The sequence below is a fragment of the Methylopila sp. Yamaguchi genome (genome assembly GCF_002897035.1).
In the GTDB taxonomy this organism is placed as follows: domain Bacteria; phylum Pseudomonadota; class Alphaproteobacteria; order Rhizobiales; family Methylopilaceae; genus Methylopila.
Genome location: NZ_BAUX01000003.1, coordinates 219,359 through 236,322, shown reverse-complemented (window position 1 = coordinate 236,322; position 16,964 = coordinate 219,359). Strand labels below are relative to the sequence as shown.

At 68.7% G+C, this 16,964-nt stretch carries 14 protein-coding genes; 4 read left to right on the top strand and 10 right to left on the bottom strand.

Annotated elements, in window-relative coordinates; genetic code table 11:
• Positions 1-7: 7 nt before the first annotated feature.
• The 3 genes from modA to METY_RS05370 form a co-directional block, all read right to left on the bottom strand.
• Complete coding sequence (gene modA, locus METY_RS05380) at positions 8-811, bottom strand: molybdate ABC transporter substrate-binding protein (protein ID WP_103120349.1); 804 nt, start codon at positions 809-811, stop codon at positions 8-10.
• A 202-nt stretch (positions 812-1,013) separates the two neighbouring features.
• Positions 1,014-1,556: a GNAT family N-acetyltransferase gene (locus METY_RS05375; protein WP_103120348.1), complete on the bottom strand. Its 543-nt coding sequence runs from the start codon at positions 1,554-1,556 to the stop codon at positions 1,014-1,016.
• Between the two features lie 44 nt (positions 1,557-1,600).
• Positions 1,601-2,758 (bottom strand): type III PLP-dependent enzyme, encoded by a 1,158-nt coding sequence (locus METY_RS05370; protein ID WP_103120347.1) that lies wholly within the window; start codon positions 2,756-2,758, stop codon positions 1,601-1,603.
• 642 nt (positions 2,759-3,400) lie between these two features.
• Here METY_RS05370 and METY_RS05365 point away from each other — a divergent pair.
• Entirely contained in the window at positions 3,401-4,981 is a 1,581-nt protein-coding gene (locus METY_RS05365; protein WP_103120346.1) for a glucan biosynthesis protein, read from the top strand.
• 92 nt (positions 4,982-5,073) lie between these two features.
• On the opposite strand, the gene METY_RS05360 is transcribed toward METY_RS05365, so the two are convergent.
• Positions 5,074-5,988 carry an alpha/beta fold hydrolase gene (locus tag METY_RS05360; RefSeq protein WP_103120345.1) on the bottom strand — a complete coding sequence of 305 codons (915 nt, stop codon included), beginning with the start codon at positions 5,986-5,988 and terminating at the stop codon, positions 5,074-5,076.
• Between the two features lie 99 nt (positions 5,989-6,087).
• Here METY_RS05360 and METY_RS05355 point away from each other — a divergent pair, with 99 nt between their 5' ends.
• A complete protein-coding gene (locus METY_RS05355) occupies positions 6,088-7,023 on the top strand; it encodes a LysR family transcriptional regulator (protein ID WP_103120344.1) in 936 nt (311 codons plus the stop codon).
• A gap of 499 nt (positions 7,024-7,522) precedes the next feature.
• Here METY_RS05355 and METY_RS05350 read toward each other — a convergent pair whose 3' ends face one another.
• Positions 7,523-7,834: a hypothetical protein gene (locus METY_RS05350; RefSeq protein WP_103120343.1), complete on the bottom strand. Its 312-nt coding sequence runs from the start codon at positions 7,832-7,834 to the stop codon at positions 7,523-7,525.
• 247 nt (positions 7,835-8,081) lie between these two features.
• On the opposite strand from METY_RS05350, the gene METY_RS05345 reads away from it, so the two are divergent.
• The gene (locus METY_RS05345) at positions 8,082-8,543 is read left to right on the top strand and encodes a MucR family transcriptional regulator (protein ID WP_103120342.1); all 462 of its coding nucleotides are present in this window, start codon (positions 8,082-8,084) and stop codon (positions 8,541-8,543) included.
• Between the two features lie 265 nt (positions 8,544-8,808).
• Here the strand turns inward: METY_RS05345 and METY_RS05340 are convergent, their stop codons facing one another.
• Complete coding sequence (locus tag METY_RS05340; protein WP_103120341.1) at positions 8,809-10,608, bottom strand: pyrroloquinoline quinone-dependent dehydrogenase; 1,800 nt, start codon at positions 10,606-10,608, stop codon at positions 8,809-8,811.
• Positions 10,609-10,897: 289 nt separating this feature from the next.
• Here METY_RS05340 and METY_RS05335 point away from each other — a divergent pair, with 289 nt between their 5' ends.
• A complete protein-coding gene (locus METY_RS05335; protein ID WP_103120340.1) occupies positions 10,898-12,208 on the top strand; it encodes a UDP-glucose dehydrogenase family protein in 1,311 nt (436 codons plus the stop codon).
• A gap of 12 nt (positions 12,209-12,220) precedes the next feature.
• On the opposite strand, the gene METY_RS05330 is transcribed toward METY_RS05335, so the two are convergent.
• The 4 genes from METY_RS05330 to METY_RS05315 all read right to left on the bottom strand — a co-directional run bounded on the left by METY_RS05330 (position 12,221) and on the right by METY_RS05315 (position 16,950).
• Entirely contained in the window at positions 12,221-12,955 is a 735-nt protein-coding gene (locus METY_RS05330) for an ABC transporter ATP-binding protein (RefSeq protein ID WP_103120339.1), read from the bottom strand.
• Entirely contained in the window at positions 12,948-14,756 is a 1,809-nt protein-coding gene (locus METY_RS05325) for a branched-chain amino acid ABC transporter ATP-binding protein/permease (RefSeq protein WP_103120338.1), read from the bottom strand. The genes METY_RS05330 and METY_RS05325 overlap by 8 nt, the downstream gene beginning before the upstream one ends.
• Positions 14,749-15,582 (bottom strand): branched-chain amino acid ABC transporter permease, encoded by an 834-nt coding sequence (locus METY_RS05320; RefSeq protein WP_103120337.1) that lies wholly within the window; start codon positions 15,580-15,582, stop codon positions 14,749-14,751. Before METY_RS05320 ends, METY_RS05325 begins: the two co-directional genes overlap by 8 nt.
• Before the next feature lie 210 nt (positions 15,583-15,792).
• On the bottom strand, positions 15,793-16,950 hold the full coding sequence (locus tag METY_RS05315; protein WP_103120336.1) for a substrate-binding protein: 1,158 nt from the start codon (positions 16,948-16,950) through the stop codon (positions 15,793-15,795).
• Positions 16,951-16,964 lie beyond the last annotated feature (14 nt).

Sequence of the window (16,964 nt, the reverse complement as noted above, 5' to 3'; positions counted from 1 at the left end):
CAGCGCCTCAGCTCCCCGAGACGGGCGGCAACACCGCGAAACCGGCGGCCTCGAACGCCGAACGGGCGGGAGCGGCAATGAGGCGCTTCAGCAACGCGTCGGCGTTGGCGCTCTTCGAGTCCTTCAGCTTGGCGACGGGGTACACGATCGGCGGGTGGCTGTCGGCTGGGAAGACGCCGACGATCTTCACCTTCGGATCGGCGACGGCGTCGGTCTTGTACACGACGCCGAGCGGAGCCTCGCCGCGCGAGACCAGCGCCAGCGCCGCGCGCACGCTCTCGGCGCCCGCAATCTTGGCCGAGACGCCGTCCCAGGCGCCGAGCTTCTCGAGCGCGGCCTTGCCGTACTTGCCGGCGGGGACGGAGGCGACCTCGCCCATGGCCAGGCGCCCGTCGCCGAGAACGGCGGCGAGATCGAGGCCCGGCTTGAGGTCCACGTCGCCCTTCGACCAGTCGCTCGCGGCCACCAGCACCAGGCGGTTGCCCAGCAGGTTCTGGCGGGTGTCGGCGACGATCAGGTCCTCCTTCGCCACGTAGTCCATCCAGTCGAGGTCGGCCGAGATGAACAGGTCGGCCGGCGCGCCCTGCTCGATCTGCTTGGCGAGCGCGGAGGAGGCGGCGTAGCTCACCTTGACGTCGACGCCGGTCTCCCTGGTCCAGTCCGCGCCGATCGTGTCGAGCGCGTTCTTGAGCGAGGCGGCGGCGAACACGGTGACGCGCGCCTTGGCGTCGTCCGCGAGGGCGAGGCCGGCGGGCGCGGCGAGAAGAGCGAAGGCGAGCGCGAGGCGCCCGAGGACGGTGCGGCGGATCATGTGCGGTCTCCACGCCGCGGCGTTTTGGGCCACGGCGTCACGATCGGTGGGAACGCGACCCCCAGCGCTCTCCATCGGGAGCGCCAAGATCCGCGCGGAAACCGCCGTCAGCGGCGGATGCGTCGCGTGCGAAAATGCCTGAGGGACGCCGAGGGAGCAAGCGGGGACGACGAGGCGCGGACCGCCTCGTCGCAAAAGCGGATCACGCCGCGCGCTTCGGGGCGGCCGCCGGGATCTCGCGCGTCGGGAGGGCGACGGCGCCGGTCGCGCGGACAAGGCCGGCGGCGCCGGCGAGCGCGCCGGGCACGAGCTCGAGGCCGAGGAAGCGCGCGCGCTCGACCGGGCCGGGCATGGCGAGACCCTCAACCGAGGCGGCGTCGAAGCCGAAGCGGGCGTAATAGGCCGCGTCGCCGACGAGGATCACGGCCTGGTGGCCGAGCGCCGCCGCGCGGGCCAGGCCCTCGCGCGTCAACGCCGCGCCGACGCCGCCCTCGCGGGCGTCCGCCTCGACCGCGAGCGGCCCTAGCATCAGCGCGGCGCGATCGCCGGCGGCCACGTGCCAGAAGCGCAGCGTGCCGACCAGACGGCCGTCGATCTCGGCCTTGAGCGCAAGCCCGCGGGCGGCCAGACGGCCGGCGCGCAGGCGCTCGCAGGTCTTGGCGAAGCGGGCGGGACCGAACGCGCGGTCGAGCAGCGCCTCGCGGGCCCCGGCGTCGGCCGGGGCCTCGTCACGAATGACGGCCATGAAACCCTCCTGAAGGGGTTAGATGACGACGTGTGAGGTCGGAATCAGATGACGACGGAGGCGAGCGGCGCGAAGCCGTTGAACGCCACCGCGGCGTAGGTCGTGGTGTAGGCGCCGGTCGCCTCGATCAGCACCTTGTCGCCGATCTCGAGGCTCACGGGCAGCGCGTAGGGCGCCTTCTCGTACAACACGTCCGCCGAGTCGCAGGTGGGGCCCGCCAGCACGCAGGGGGACATCGCGTCCTGATCCCGTCCGGTGCGGATCGGGTAGCGGATCGCCTCGTCCATGGTCTCGGCCAGGCCGCCGAACTTGCCGATGTCCAGATAGACCCAGCGGATTTCGTCCGCCGCGTCCGACTTCTTCGACACCAGCACCACCTCGGCCTCGATCACGCCGGCGTTGCCGACCATGCCGCGGCCGGGCTCCACGATCGTCTCGGGGATGCGGTTGCCGAAATGCGCGCGCAGGCCCTCGAAGATCGCCTCGCCATAGGCTTCGACCGCCGGGATGTCCTTGAGATAGCGGGTCGGGAACCCGCCGCCGAGGTTGACCATGGAGAGCGTGATGCCGCGCTCGGCGCAGTCGCGGAAGATCTGCGCGGCCGAGCCCAGCGCCGCGTCCCATGCGCCGACGTTGTTCTGCTGCGAGCCGACGTGGAACGACACGCCGTAGGCCTGCAGCCCCAGACGATGGGCGTGGTCGAGCACGTCCGCGGCCATCTCGGGCGCGCAGCCGAACTTGCGCGACAGCGGCCATTCGGCGCCGGCGCCGTCCGCCAGGATGCGGCAGAACACGCGCGCGCCGGGGGCCGAACGCGCGATCTTCTCCACCTCGGCGCGGCAATCGACCGCGAACAGGCGCACGCCGCGAGCGTAGGCGGCGGCGACGTCGCGCTCCTTCTTGATGGTGTTGCCGAAGGAGATGCGGTCCGGCCCGACGCCGGTCGCGAGCGCCATGTCGATCTCGACCACCGAGGCGCAGTCGAAGCACGAGCCCATCTCGGCGAGCAGGTTCAGGATCTCCGGCGCGGGGTTCGCCTTCACCGCGTAGAACACGCGGGTGTCGGGCAGCGCATGGGCGATCTTGGCGTAGTTGTCGCGCACGATCTCGCTGTCGACGACCAGGATCGGCTCGTCGGACTGCTTCTCGGCGAGGAAGCGTCGGATGCGGTCGTTGTCGAGGGCGGAGAGGTGCGAGGCCATGGCGTATGTCCCAACGGAAATCAGAGTGACGGTTGAGGGACGCCGATCGCCCGGAGCGCGCGTTGGAGACGCGCTTCGGTCGTCGTCAGCATCCCGCGGCCGAATCCGTCTGGACCCGACCGTTCGATCACGCCGTAGTCACGACGACCTCTCGCGACGGAACGAACCGTCTCGGACGAGGTCGGCGCCACGTTTGGGACTTGGGGAACACCCGCGACCCGCACGCCCGGCAAGGAAGTAGTCGCCTCTTCAGTGACCCCGGCGTTTGGACAGCCGGCAGAGACCAAAAAAGCCCTCTACGTCGTTGCTTCACGTCGCGTCCGCCGTCGGAGAGACGACTTAGAGCCGGTTGGGATTTCCGGCCATCGGGTTGCCCGGCGGGGAGTTCCCGCCAACCCGACACACGACACAGGCACGCGTTCATTGGGCAAGCGACGAGATAGGGATGTTCGCCGTCGCATGCAACAGAAACTTTGAATTGTGACGGTGTTTTTTGTCGAGCGAGTCCAGATGGTTCACGCCCGCCCGCGGCTTGCCCGCGGAAGGCCCGCCGGTTACGACTTAAGCCTCGTGCGGGCGGCCCGCGCCCGAGCTTTCCGATGCGCCTCCGGCGGGGGACGGCGCGCTCCCATTCGAGTTTCGATGAGCGATTTTCCGATCAGCCCACTCACGCGCCGCGACGCGCTCAAGCTCGGCGCGGCCGGCGCAGTCGCGGCCGCCTCCGTTCCCGCTTTCGCCCAGCAGCCGACGCCGCAGCCGGCCTTCGGCTACGAAGACGTGGTCCGCCGCGCGCGCGATCTGGCGAGACAGCCCTATGACCCCGCCGCGCGGGAGCTCCCGGAGGAGCTGCGCAACCTCAGCTTCGACCGGTACCGTGACATACGCTTCCGGCCGGATCGATCCCTGCTCGCCGCCGGCGGCAGCCCGTTCCGCATGCAGATGTTCCACCCCGGCTTTCTCTACCGCCGTCCGGTGGTGGTGAACGTGGTGCGCGACGGCATCGCGACCCCCGCTCCCTACTCCGGCGCGCTGTTCGACTACGGGGCCAACAAGTTCGAACGCCCTCTTCCGGTCGACCTCGGCTTCGCCGGGTTCCGCCTGCACTACCCGTTGAACGATCCGCGGGTGTTCGACGAACTGATCTCCTTCGTGGGCGCGAGCTACTTCCGGGTGCTCGGCCGCAACCAGGTCTACGGGCTCTCCGCGCGCGGCGTCGCCATCGACTGCGGCGGCCCGAACCCGGAGGAGTTTCCGGACTTTCGCGAGTTTTGGGTCGAAATGCCGGGGCCGGGCTCCGACCGCGCCACGATCTACGCCTTGCTCGACGGACCCTCGCTCGCGGGCGCCTACCGCTTCGTGGTCTATCCCGACGTCGAGACCGTCGTGGACGTCACGGCCACGCTCTGCATCCGCAAGCCGATCGCCAAGCTCGGCGTCGCGCCGCTGACCTCGATGTTCTTCTACGGCGAGAACCAGCGTCGCCATTACACCGACTTCCGACCCGAGCTGCACGATTCGGACGGCTTGCTGGTCCAGACCGGCGGCGGCGAATGGGTGTGGCGACCGCTCCGGAACCCGAAGACGCTGCAGTCGTCGTCGTTTTGGGACACGAACCCGCGCGGCTTCGGCCTGATGCAACGCGACCGGCTGTTCGAGCACTACCAGGACCTCGATCTGTCCTATCAGCTTCGTCCGAGCTACTGGATCGAGCCGCGCGAGGGCTGGGGCCAGGGCCGCGTCGAGCTGATCGAGATCCCGACCGACGACGAGACCAACGACAACATCGTGGCCTTCTGGGTCCCGGCGGGTCCGGTCGAGGCGGGCCAAGAGCGCGTCTTCGGCTATCGGCTGAAATCGCTGTCGTCGGACGGGCGCATGCACCCCGGCGGCCGCGCGCTCAACACCTTCCCCACCCGCGCCGCCGCCCTCGGCTCCGCCGAACCGGTGCCCGCCGGAACCCAGCGCTTCATCATCGACTTCGCAGGCGGCGACCTGCCCTATTATCTGGGCGACCCCACGCGGGTGGAGGTGGTCCCCTCGTCGTCCTCCGGCCGCATCAGCCGCACCTTCGTGACGCCGAACCCGAAGGTCGGCGGCTTCCGCGTCGGCGTCGACGTGCAGGCCGACACGGGCCAGACCATGGAGCTCCGCGCCTTCCTGAAGGCGGGCGAGAGGGCGCTGACCGAGACCTGGACCTTCCCCTACGCGCCCGAGAATGGGTGACGCGGACGGCCGGCGCTATAAGCGTCATCACGTCCCGACATCAAAGACGTCCCGACGTCAGCGAGCCAATCACGGATGCGCCGTCTCGAAGACTATGCGGCGAGAAAACGTGTGAGGCTGTCGCAGAACGCGCTCTCGGCCTCCTCGGCGACGAAGTGGCCGCTGTCCTCGATGACGAGGCCCACATGATGGTCGCATCGCGGCGCCACGGCGTCGGCGAGCTTGTCGCCCGCGCCGTGGCGGCCTCCTATGGTCATCACTGGCATCGCAAGCCTGCGATCGCTCAAAGACGCCACCAGCGCGGCGTCGGCCTTGAGCGCCCGATAATAGTTGAACCCCGCGGTCATGCCTCCCGGTTTGGCGTAATGCGAGGCGTATTCGGCGATGGCCTTGTCGGTCACCGCATCCTTCTTGTGGGACCATGCTTTGATCTGGGCGGCGATGTACTCGCGCTCCCGCCCTTTCGTCAGCAGTTCCGGGATGTCGGGCGCCATGTGGAACCCGTAGTGCCATGCGCCCCCTCGCGACACGTCCATGTTCTCCGTGCCCGGGACGAGGCAGTCTACTAAAACGAGTTTCGAGACGCTGTGAGGGGAGAGCAGCGCGAGCACGAAGGCTGCCTTTCCGCCCATGTCGTGGCCGACGAGATGGGCGCTGCCGTCCGCCTCGCGATCGATCAGTTGGCGGATGTCCTCGGCGATTGAGCGCTTGTCGTATCCCGAGGCCGTTTTCTCCGAGAGCCCCGTGCCCCTCAGGTCGGGCGCGATCAGGCGATACCTGTCGGCCAGCCTGCGCATTACCTCGCGCCAAGCGAACGACGTTTGCGGCCATCCATGAAGCAGCACGACGGACGGGCCGGAGCCCATGACTCGATAGTGGATGTCGCAGCCGTTCAGGCGCGCGATCCTGGATTCGATATCGCGAGCGCTTGCGCGCGCTCCAGTCGCGGGGACGGCGAGCGCCGCGCCCGCGAGGGTCTTAAGGGCGATGCGGCGTCCGATGTCCATCAGCGGTCTCCTGCGGCTGTCGCTTCCATGTTTGGAGGGGAGCCTCGCAGGCGCTATCCCCTCATCGGGAAAGCGCTTCATGCCGAAAGGTTATGACCGATGGATCTCGCCGCCTCGCTGCGCGCCTTCGTCGACGTTCTGGAGCTCGGCTCGATGAGCGCCGCCGCCCGCAAGCTCGGGCTCTCACAGCCGGCCGTCACCAAGTTGATCCGGAACCTCGAAGCGCACGTGGGGGCGCCGCTGCTCGAACGGGGCCCGACCGGCGCCCGGCCCACCGACCATGGAAGGCGACTTCGCGAGCGTCTCGGCGACACGTTGTCGACCATCGACGCGGCGATAGGGGCGGCGAAGGGCGAAGCTGGCTCGATCGGCGGAACGCTGCGGCTGCATGCGCCGGCTTGTCTCGGCGAGCGCCATCTGCACGACGTCGCGCAGAGGTTCAGGTCCATCCATCCCGATGTAGCTGTCGATCTGACGCTCGAGAACACGCCGGCGGATCTGCGGCGCGGCGACATCGACTTGGCGTTCGGCATGACGCGGGCGAAAGCTCAAGGGATCGTGCAGTCGCGCATCGGCCTCGTCCGCCGGTACCTGGTGGCCGCGCCTTCCTATGTGGAGGCCTATGCGCCCATCGACACGCCAGCTGCGCTGGCGGCGCACGACCTCATCGTCACGGACGTGTCGCTCGCGCCCGGAGACACCCTGCCCCTGCAGCAGGACGGCAAGGAGATCGAGATGGCGGTCAATCCTGTGCTTCGCACCAACAGCGTCGGCGTGCTGCTCGAGGCGCTTCGATCCGGCCGCGGCATAGGCACGGCTCAACGACTCCTGGTCGATCGCGATCTCCTAGACGGACGGCTGGTCCGTGTGCTCCCCGATTGGGAGATCAGATCGTCCAATCTCTACCTCAGCTACCCTGCCGCCCGATGGCTGAGGCCCGTGGTTCGAGCCTTCCTCGACTTCGCCGTGCCTGCGCTCCGTCAGATCCCTGGCATTGAACGCCACGGCGTCGGTATCGGGGGGACAACCTGTTAAGCGCCCAGATTCAACGATCCAGCCGCCAGCGCTGGGCGTCGCGGGGACTAGGTGCGCGATGGAGCTTAGGCGAACGCGCCCCACAGCGGCGGCACACCAGCGCCCGCGCAAGGCGCTCCGGCGGCTGGGCGGTCGGGGGGCTTCCCGCTTCGAACACGCAGCGATGGCCGCAACGGCGACACTCCACGCAAAGCCACCCGATGAACCGCGCGAGATCCTCATGCCGGGCGGGCGCGCCTGTCGGCTGCGCTGCGGCCTCTGGCGGCTCGATCTTGGCCATCATTCATCTCCCTTGAGGGAGAAGTTTCATAAGAACAAAAAAAGAACAAGAGGCAAGCGCCGCTTAGCCACGACGCCCTTCCCGATGGACGCTATGCGCCGCGGATTTCATCACCCCTGGCGGAGCGACGGAACTTGACGCGCATCATAGGATGAGAGATCGGCCGTCAGGCGCTACGTCGCGGCTCGGGCGTACGGCGCAGCGAGACAGACCGCGAGATCAGTTCAGGCGACGTTCCGCCAAGGCGACGACCGAGCGGAGCACGGCGGCGATCTGGCCTGCCGTCGCAAGCCTCAGATCAGCCAGATATTGCGTGAAGACGGCTTCGTCGTCTTCTGACCAGCTGGCCGATCCGCGCCGATGATGGCGGCTGCGCCCCACGCGCAGCGCCGTCATGGCCTCCGCCTGCTCGGCGATGCGGGCCTGGATGGCGGCGAAGCGCATGCGCGCGGCCAGCGCCCCGGCTGCCTCGCACGCCCGCGTCGACTGCGACGCCGCCCCCTCGGTTTCCATGAACGCGACATTAATCATGACGCCTCGCCGCGCAACCACGTTCGCGCGGCTGTGCACAGGCTATCGGACCCAATTCCGCGCCGCGTGAGTAGTTTTCATCCATTTGTCCAACTTGCGATCTGCGCAGGCGAAGCCTGCGTAAGCTGATCTTGGCCTGATCAGGCTATAACAACGGCAGGAAGTGACTGGTATTTTTCGAAGATATATCTTGCAGCCCTAGCAAATCAGCCCATTATTACGTTTCTAAAGATCACTGGAGATAGACATGAGCAATGCGCACGATCCTCTCACGCTCGTCGGCGACATCGTCGCAGCCTATGTCAGCAACAATTCCGTTCCCGCGGGTGATCTTCCGGATCTGATCGCAAGCGTGCACGGCGCGTTGGTCAAAGTCGCGACAGGCGCGGTCGAAGAGCCGACAGTCGAACTCAAGCCCGCGGTCTCCGTGAAGAAATCGATCGGGCCCGATTACATCATCTGCCTGGAGGACGGAAAGAAGTTTAAATCGCTCAAGCGCCATCTTCGCACGAAGTACGACATGAGCCCCGAGGACTATCGCGCCAAGTGGGGGCTGCCGGTGGACTACCCGATGGTCGCCCCGAATTACGCCGCGGCCCGGTCCGAACTCGCTAAGAAGATGGGCCTCGGCCAACAGCGCGCCAAGCCGGTCGCAACTCCCGCGCCGGCCCCGGCGAAGCGCGGTCGCAAGCGCGCCGCGGCCAAGTAGGCGTCGCCTCTCCCGAGCGCCGGTGCGCCAAACCCATGGATCAGAAGCACTGATAAAAGTAAGCCCGGCCGATCCCCATCGGCCGGGCTTACTTCGCTGGTTCGTGACGGAGAGGGGCGGGAGACCGTCACGACGCCGTTCAAGGCGGGGGATCCGAATGCGAAGTTACGTTTTTGTAGACCGAAGTCCCTGAACGTTTCCCGGCCGCCCTGTTCATCGAGCGTTCATTAGAGTGACGAGGCGGCCGAGGATGCGCGCCCCTGTCTCAGTCCGGTAGGCCGAACACGATCACCGCTCCGCCCTGCCGGAAGCCCCAGATCTGGCTGCCCCCTGCCGCCACAGCGACGTACTGCTTGCCGTCGATCGCGAAGCTGATCGGCGGCGCGTTGACGCCGGCGCCGCAGTTGAAGCTCCAGAGCTTTTCGCCATTCGTCGCGTCAAAGGCCGAAAAATCGCCGCCGCCCTCCCCGGTGAAGACGAGCCCTCCCGCCGTCGCCAGCGCCCCGCCGATCAGCGGCTGCGGCAGCTTCGTGCTCCAGGCGATCCTGCCGCCGGCCTTCAGATCGATCGCCGCTAGAATCCCATAAGTTCCTTCCGACACGGGCTCGATCGAAAAGTAGCGGACTTCGGGCTTGCCGTCGGCGGCCGGAATCACCTGCGAACGGTAGTTGGCCGGCCAGTGCATGGCGGCGACGAACGCGGTCTGGCTGCTGGGGTCGACCGCCGCCGGCGACCAGTTCACCCCGCCGCCGACGCCGGGCGCAACCACGACGCCGTCCGGCGTCGGCGCATGAAACAGGTTCGATTGCGGCGAATAGGGCTCGGACTTGAACAGCAACTCGCCCGTCGCGCGATCGTGGACGAAGTACCACCCGAGCTTGCTCGCCTGCCCGACAGCCGCGACCGTCCGCCCGCCGACATCGACGTCGAACAGCGAGGGCGGGCTCGCGACGTCGTAGCCCCAGAGGTCGTGAGGCGTCTGCTGGTAGCTCCAGATGAAGCGTCCGGTCCTGCCGTCGAGCGCGACGAGCGACGAGGTGTAGAGATTGTCCCCCGGCCGGCTTTCGCCTGCGGCCTGCGGCGACGGATTGCCGACCCCGAAGTAGATCATTCCCGTCTTCGGATCGAGCGCCGGCGCGTGCCAGATCGAGCCGCCGCCGAAGCGCCAGGCGTCCTTGTGGGCGGGAGCCGCCGCCCTCTCCGCCGCGGCGTCGCGCGGCAGCGTCTCGCCGTAGGCCGTCTTCTCCAGGAACGCGCCTTCCCAGCCCTCCTTCGTCGTGTCGAACCGCCAGACCTCCTTACCGGTCGCGGCGTCGTAAGCCGCGAGGAACCCGGGCCGGCCGTAGCGCCCGGCGACGCCGACCACCGCGCCCAGCGGCGCGCCCGGACGATCGCTGTCGAGGTGGAGGCCGTAGCCGACGCCCGTGATGCCGATGATGATCTTGCCGTCATAGACCAGCGGCGCCGCGTTGGCGCCGACGCCCGTCGCTCCGGAGACGGCGCCCTTGAGCGTCGCGTCGCCGGGACTGATCGCGCCGCGGTCCTCGCTTGGGCCCTCGGTCGCGGCCGGATCGAGCGCCACGTCCCAGACGACCTTGCCGGTGGACTGGTCGAGCGCGACCAGACGCGCGTCCACGGTCGCGACATAGACCTGCCCGTAGCCCAAAGCGGCTCCGCGGTTCGCCGGGCCGCAACACAGCTTCTTCGTCGCCGCCTTGTGCTCGTACCGCCAGATCTCGCGCCCCGTCCGGGCGTCGACCGCCATCACGTGAGAGAACGGAGCGGTGACGTACATCACTCCGTCCGCCACCAGCGGGGTGGTCTGGAAGGTGGCGGCGGTTCCGGTCTGGTAGATCCACTTCGGAACCAGACGCTTGACCGTCTCCCGGCTGATGTCCCTCAGCGGCGAGAACCGGCGGTCGCCATAGTCGCGCCCCGGCAGGATCCAATTCGCGGCGTCCTCATCCGCCGCCTGCAGCCGGGCGTCGTCGATCGCCGCCGCGACGGCGGGGGCGCCCGCCAGGCAGAGGGCCGTCGCGACGATCAGGCGGCGAATGAAGGTCATGGGAGGATCCTGACGTTGGAGACGAACGGCACGGTCGGCGGGACGACCCGTCGCCGCCAGACGACTTAAGATCTACGCGCGAAGGTCCGTCGCGGGTCAGGCGCTTTCCGTCATCGGGATGTTATCGCGCTCGCCCTAGATTCGGGCCGCGTCGATGCGCGACACGGCGCGGACCACTCCGGCCGCCGAGCCGCCCGGCTCCCATGGCTGTCCTCGCCGTCGCCGACGTGATAACCGGGCCGCGTCCGGGCGCCGGCGCCCACCCTCGAGAGAACGGACACCAAAGCCTTTGCGTATCGTGATGATCGGCGCCGGCTACGTCGGCTTGGTCTCCGGGGTCTGCTTCGCGGACTTCGGCCATGACGTGACCTGCGTGGACACCGACGCCAGCAAGATCGCCGCCCTCAAGGCCGGCCGCATCCCGATCTACGAGCCGGGACTTGAGGATCTCGTCGCCAGCAATGTCCGCGGCGGACGGCTGACCTTCTCGACCGACGTCGCCTCGGCGGTCGCGGGCGCCCACGCCGTCTTCATCGCGGTCGGCACGCCGTCGCGCCGTGGCGACGGCCACGCCGACCTGTCCTACGTTCACGCCGCCGCCCGCGACATCGCGAAGGCCGTGACCGGCTTCACCGTGGTCGTCACCAAGTCGACCGTGCCGGTTGGCTCCGGCGACGAGGTGGAGCGCATCATCCGGGAGACCAACCCGGAAGCCGACGTCGCCGTGGCGTCGAACCCCGAGTTCCTGCGCGAAGGCGCCGCGATCTCCGACTTCAAACGGCCGGACCGGGTGGTGATCGGAACGCTCGACGAGCGCGCCCGCGCCGTCATGAGCGAGATCTACCGCCCGCTGTCGCTCAACGCTTCGCCGCTGATGTTCACGGAGCGCCGCACGGCGGAGCTCATCAAATACGCCGCCAACGCCTTCCTCGCGATGAAGATCACCTTCATCAACGAGATCGCGGACCTGTGCGAGAAGGTCGGCGCGAACGTGCAGGAGGTCGCCCGCGGCATCGGCTCGGACAACCGTATCGGTTCGAAGTTCCTGAACGCAGGGCCGGGCTACGGCGGCTCGTGCTTCCCGAAGGACACGCTCGCGCTGGTCAAGACCGCGCAGGACCACGACAGCCCGGTCCGGCTGATCGAGACCGCCGTCGCGGTCAACGACACGCGCAAGCGCGCCATGGCCCGCAAGATCGTCTCCGCCATGGGGGGCGACATCCGGGGCAAGACCATCGCGGTGCTGGGGCTCACCTTCAAGCCGAACACCGACGACATGCGCGAAGCGCCGTCGCTGTCGATCATCACGGCGCTCCAGGACGCGGGGGCGACGGTGCGCGCCTACGATCCCGAGGGCATGGAGCAGGCGAAGCCGCTGCTCGAGAGCGTCGTTTTCTGCGCCGACGCCTACACGGCCGCGGAGGGCGCGAGCGCCGTCGCGCTGGTGACGGAATGGGACCAGTTCCGCGCCCTGGACCTGCCACGGCTGAAAGCCGCGATGCGCGACGCGGTGATGGTCGACCTGCGCAACGTCTACCCGCCGGCGGAGGTGGTCCGCCACGGTTTCACCTACGCGAGCGTCGGCCGCAACGCCGGCTGAGGCGGCGCCGCCTCAGACGCTCAGGTGACGCAGGATGCGTTCGCGCGCGTCGGGGCCGGTGGCGCCCTCGTCGTCGATCTCGCCGAGCTTCAGCACCGCCCAACGGTCGGCGACGCGCAGGGCGAAGTCGAGGTTCTGCTCGACGATCAGCATGGTCGCGCCGCTCGCCGCCCGCTCGGCCGAGAGCGCGGCGGCGATGCGGTCCACGACCGAGGGCTGCAGGCCCTCCGAAATCTCGTCGATCAGCAGCAGCCGCGGCTTCAGCATCAGCGCGCGAGCCAGGATCAGCATCTTCTGTTCGCCGCCCGAGAGCGTGCCCGCGCGTTGCGCGAGCCGGTCCTTCAGGAACGGGAAGTGGCCGAACACGCGCTCCAGCGCCGCGGGCAGCAGACGGTCGCTCGCGACCGCGAGCCGCAGGTTGTCGCGGATCGACAGGTCCTGGAACAGCGGCTGCTCCTGCGGCGCGTAGCCGACGCCGAGGGCGACGAGCTTCGCCGGCGACAGCCCTGCGATGGAAACCCCGTCAACCGCGATCGCGCCGCCGCGGAGGCCGACCATGCCCAGGATGGTCTTGAGCAGGCTGGTCTTGCCCATGCCGTTCTTGCCGAGCAGCGCCACGATCTCGCCGGCTGCGACCGCGAGCGAGACGCCCTTCACGATCGAGACGGCGCCGTAGCCGCTTGTCACTCCGTCGAGCGCGAGCGCGCCGCCCGTCGCATCTTCCATCCGCCGCGCCACGTCAGACATGCGCGCCTCCTGAATAGATGGTCCGGACGAGATCGGAATTGACGACCTCGTCCACGGTCCCGTCGAGCACCAGGCGCCCCTGGTGCAGGACAACGATGCGAGAGGAGATCTGCCGCACGAAGTCGAGGTCGTGCTCCACCAGCACCGCCGCGATGCCAAGGTCGGCGGTGAGGGTCTTCAAAACGGCGCCGATGGTGGTGCGCTCGGCCTTGGTGAGGCCGGCGGTCGGCTCGTCAAGCAGTATCACCCGCGGCTCCAGCGCGACCACCATCGCGAGCTCAAGCGCCTGCTTCTGACCATGCGAGAGCAGCCGCGTCGGCTCCGCCAGCATGCGGTCGAGGCCGGTCATCCGGAGCACGTCGAGCGCGGCCTGCGGCAGGGTCAGGCTCTCGGCGCGGCCGAAAGCGCTCAGCCCGTCATGGGGGGCGCGGGCGAGCAGCAGGCAGTCCGCCACCGTCAGGCTTTCGAACACGCTCGCGACCTGGAACTTGCGCCCGACGCCGAGCGCCACGATGCGGTTGGGCGTCAGGCCGGCGGTGGAGACGCCGCCGATCGACACCGCGCCCGTGAACGGCTCGGTCCCGTCGCTTAGGCAGCGCATGAGCGTGGTCTTTCCCGCGCCGTTCGGGCCGACGAGGCTGACCAGCTCGCCGGCGCGGATCTCGAGGTCGATGTTTTCGAGCACCGTCAGACTGCCGTAGGACTTGGCGAGCCCGTCGATCTTGAGCAGCGGCGCGTCGGAGGGGGCCGCCTCCGCACGCGGCGGGCTGGCGACCAGTCGCGGGGCGAAGCCCGGCCGGCGTCCGACCGGCAGCGCGCCCCAGGCCCGGCGGGCGACTTCGGCCAGGCCGCCCGGCAGCAGGATGATGACGGCGACGAAGGCCGTGCCGAGCAGCAATTGCCAGAGGAACGGCAGGTCGCCGGAGAGGTTCGCCGCGAGATAGTCGATCGCGATCGTGCCGAGGACCGGCCCGAGCAGCGTGCCGCGGCCGCCGAGCGCGACCCAGATCACGAGCTCGGTGCCGAACAGGAACCCGGCGTTCTCCGGGGCGACCACCGACGAAGCGTTGGCGAAGACGAAGCCGGCAAGTCCGGCTACGCCCGCGAGCACGGTGGTGAGCGCGATCTGCAGCCGCTTGGGGCTGAGCCCCAAATAGGCGCAGCGCGCGTCGTTGTCGCGGACCGCGACCAGCGCGCGGCCGGCGTCGGAGCGCACGAACACCCAGGCCGCGAGCGTCACCGCGATCAGCAGCAACGCCGCGAGCCGGAAGAAGCCTTCGAGCTCGAGCGGCAGCACATCGAAGCCGACCAAGCCGCTTGAGGATCCGGTCCACTCTCCTCCCGAATAGATCAGCTGCGTGACCACGATCGGCGTCACCAGCGAGATGACGGACGCGTAGAGCGCGGTGGAGCGGTGGTAGAACGACAGCCAGCCGACCGCGAGGCCGAGCGCCATCGGCGCGACGACGGCGAGCGCGAGGGCGACCGCGATCCACTCCGGCGTCGCCCCAAGATAGGTCAGCGCCATCGCGGTCGCGTAGGCGCCCACCCCGAAGAACGCCGCCTGCCCGAAGGTGAGGATGCCGGCGAAGCCCCACAGCAGATCCACCGTCACCGCGAGCACGGCGTAGATCATCGACCGGGTGAGAACATTGACCGCGAAGGTGTCGAGGACGAGCGGGGCGATCCACAGCGCGACCGCCGCGAGACCCGCGACCACGAAGGGCGCGGCTCGCGACAGCCGCGCGCCGGCCGGCGCGGGCCGCGCGGCGAGCCCGAGGGCGGAGACGTCGTCAGGCACGGGAGAAACCTTTCGGGCTGATGCGCAGCACGAGCGCCGCCAGCACGGCGATCGCGATGCTTCCCAGGATCGGGCTGACGAAGGTGCTGATCAGCACCTGCGCCGCGCCGAACACGAGGCAGGCGACGCCAAGCGCGAGGAAGGACGCATCCGCCACCATCACCAGCATGAAGGCGCCGATCAGCCAGCTGACGCCCATGTTGGGATCGACGCTGGTGAGGGGGGTGAGCAGCACGCCCGCGAGCGCCGCGAGACCCGCGCCGATCATGAAGGTGAAGAGCCGCACGCGAGCGGTGTCGATGCCGAGGCCGCGCGCCAGGGTCTCATTCATGATCACGGCGCGCGCCGACAGCCCGAGCCGCGTGCCCTCGATAGTGAGCGCGAAGGCGACGCCGATGACCACGGCGGCTCCAAGCGCCACCAGCCGGTAGGCGGAGTAGTCCGCGCCGAAGATTTCGACGGTGCCGGAGAACAAGTTGGTGGTCATCTGGACGTCGCGACCGAAGCCGAGGGTGATCAGCTGGCCGATGACGATGCCGAGCCCCCAGGTCGCGAGGATCGCGTCCAGCGGCCGGCGGTAGAGCGGTCGGATGATGAAGAGCTCCGCCAGCCCGCCGAGCGCCGCGCCGATGACGAAGGCGAGCGGCAGCGCGGCCCAGGGGTTGAGGCCGAGCTGGGCGGCGACCACGGCGCAATAGGCCCCGATGGTCAGCCAGGCGCCGTGGGCGAAGTTGATGATCTTCAGCACGCCGAACACCGCCAGCAGGCCGATCGAGACCACGAACAGGATTCCGGCGGTGGTCAGGACGTCGAGGATGAGCAGCATCTTCGGCCCCTTTAGAAAGGATCGCGTTCTTGCCCGCAAACGGGGCTAGGGTCGTTTGCGGCCTGGCGGGGTGGCCTCCATCGTCATGCCCGCCTTCGCCGGCATCCACGACTTGGGCGTCGAGCGCGACGATCCCAGAAAGTCATGGATGCCCGGCTCCGCCGGGCATGACGGCGACGATTCCGCGGAGGCCAGTGACCTCTTCTCGGATCAGTTCAGCTTGGGGCACTGCTCGCCGGGATCGACGTCCTTGAAGGAGCTCACGACCTTGACCGAGCCGTCGCCCTGCACCTGGCCGAGGTACATCGTCAGCGGCGCGTGGTGCTGCTTCGACATGCTGATCGAGCCGCGCGGGCCGGTGAAGCTCACGGTCGGCAGCGCCTCGAGCACCTTCGCGGTCTCCGTGCCGCCCGCCTTCTCGACGGCGGCCTTGTAGAGGTAGATCGCCTCGTACTGCGGCACCGAAAGGTCGTTCGGGGTCTTGAGGCCGGCGCCGAACTTCTTCTCCATCGCCGCGAGGAAGGTCTTGTTCTCGGGGCTGTCGATGCCGGTGACATAGGAGGCGGAGAGGTAGATGCCCTCGGCGTCCGCGCCCATGCTCTTCGCCGTGCCTTCGTCGACCGCGAGGTTGGCGTAGGGCAGCGTGACGCCCGCGCCGCGCAGCTGCTTGGTCAGCGTCACGTTCGGCGCTCCGCCGGCGGTCGAGGTGATCAGCGCGTCAGGCTTTGCGTCTTTCAGCTTCGAGATGATCGCGGTCCAGTCGCTGCCGTCCATCGGGAGGTACTCTTCGCCGACGACCTTGCCGCCGATCTTCTCGATGTAGCTCTTGGTGAAGGCCAGCATGCCGCGGCCGAAGGCGTAGTCGCTGCCGATCAGGAAGTAGGTCTTGGCGCCCTTGCCCTTGGCGAAGGCGTCGACGATCGGCGGCACCTGCTGCTCGGGCACCCAGGCGTTCACGAACAGGTTCTTGTTGCAGGAGCGACCCTCGTAGAACGAGGTGTAGATGTACGGCACCTTGCCCTTGGTGACGGCGGGAAGGCCAGCGTTGCGGGCCGCGCTCGTCTCCATGGAGATCAGAACGTCGACCTTCTTCTGGTAGATGAGGGAGTCGAAGGCCTTTTGCGCGCCAGCCGCGCCGGAGGCGTCGTCGGCGACCTCGAGCTTGAGCTGACGGCCGAGAACGCCGCCGGCGGCGTTGATCTCCTCGACGGCGAGCTCCGCGGACTGCACGACGGACGGGGCGACGACGCTGTTCGCGCCGGAGAGGCCGACCGGCACGCCGATGACGATCGGCTTGTCGGCCGCGAAGGCGGGCGACGCCGCGAGCGCGAGGGCGGCGGCGACGCCGGCGAGGTGACGCTTGAGCATGGATCTTGGCTCCT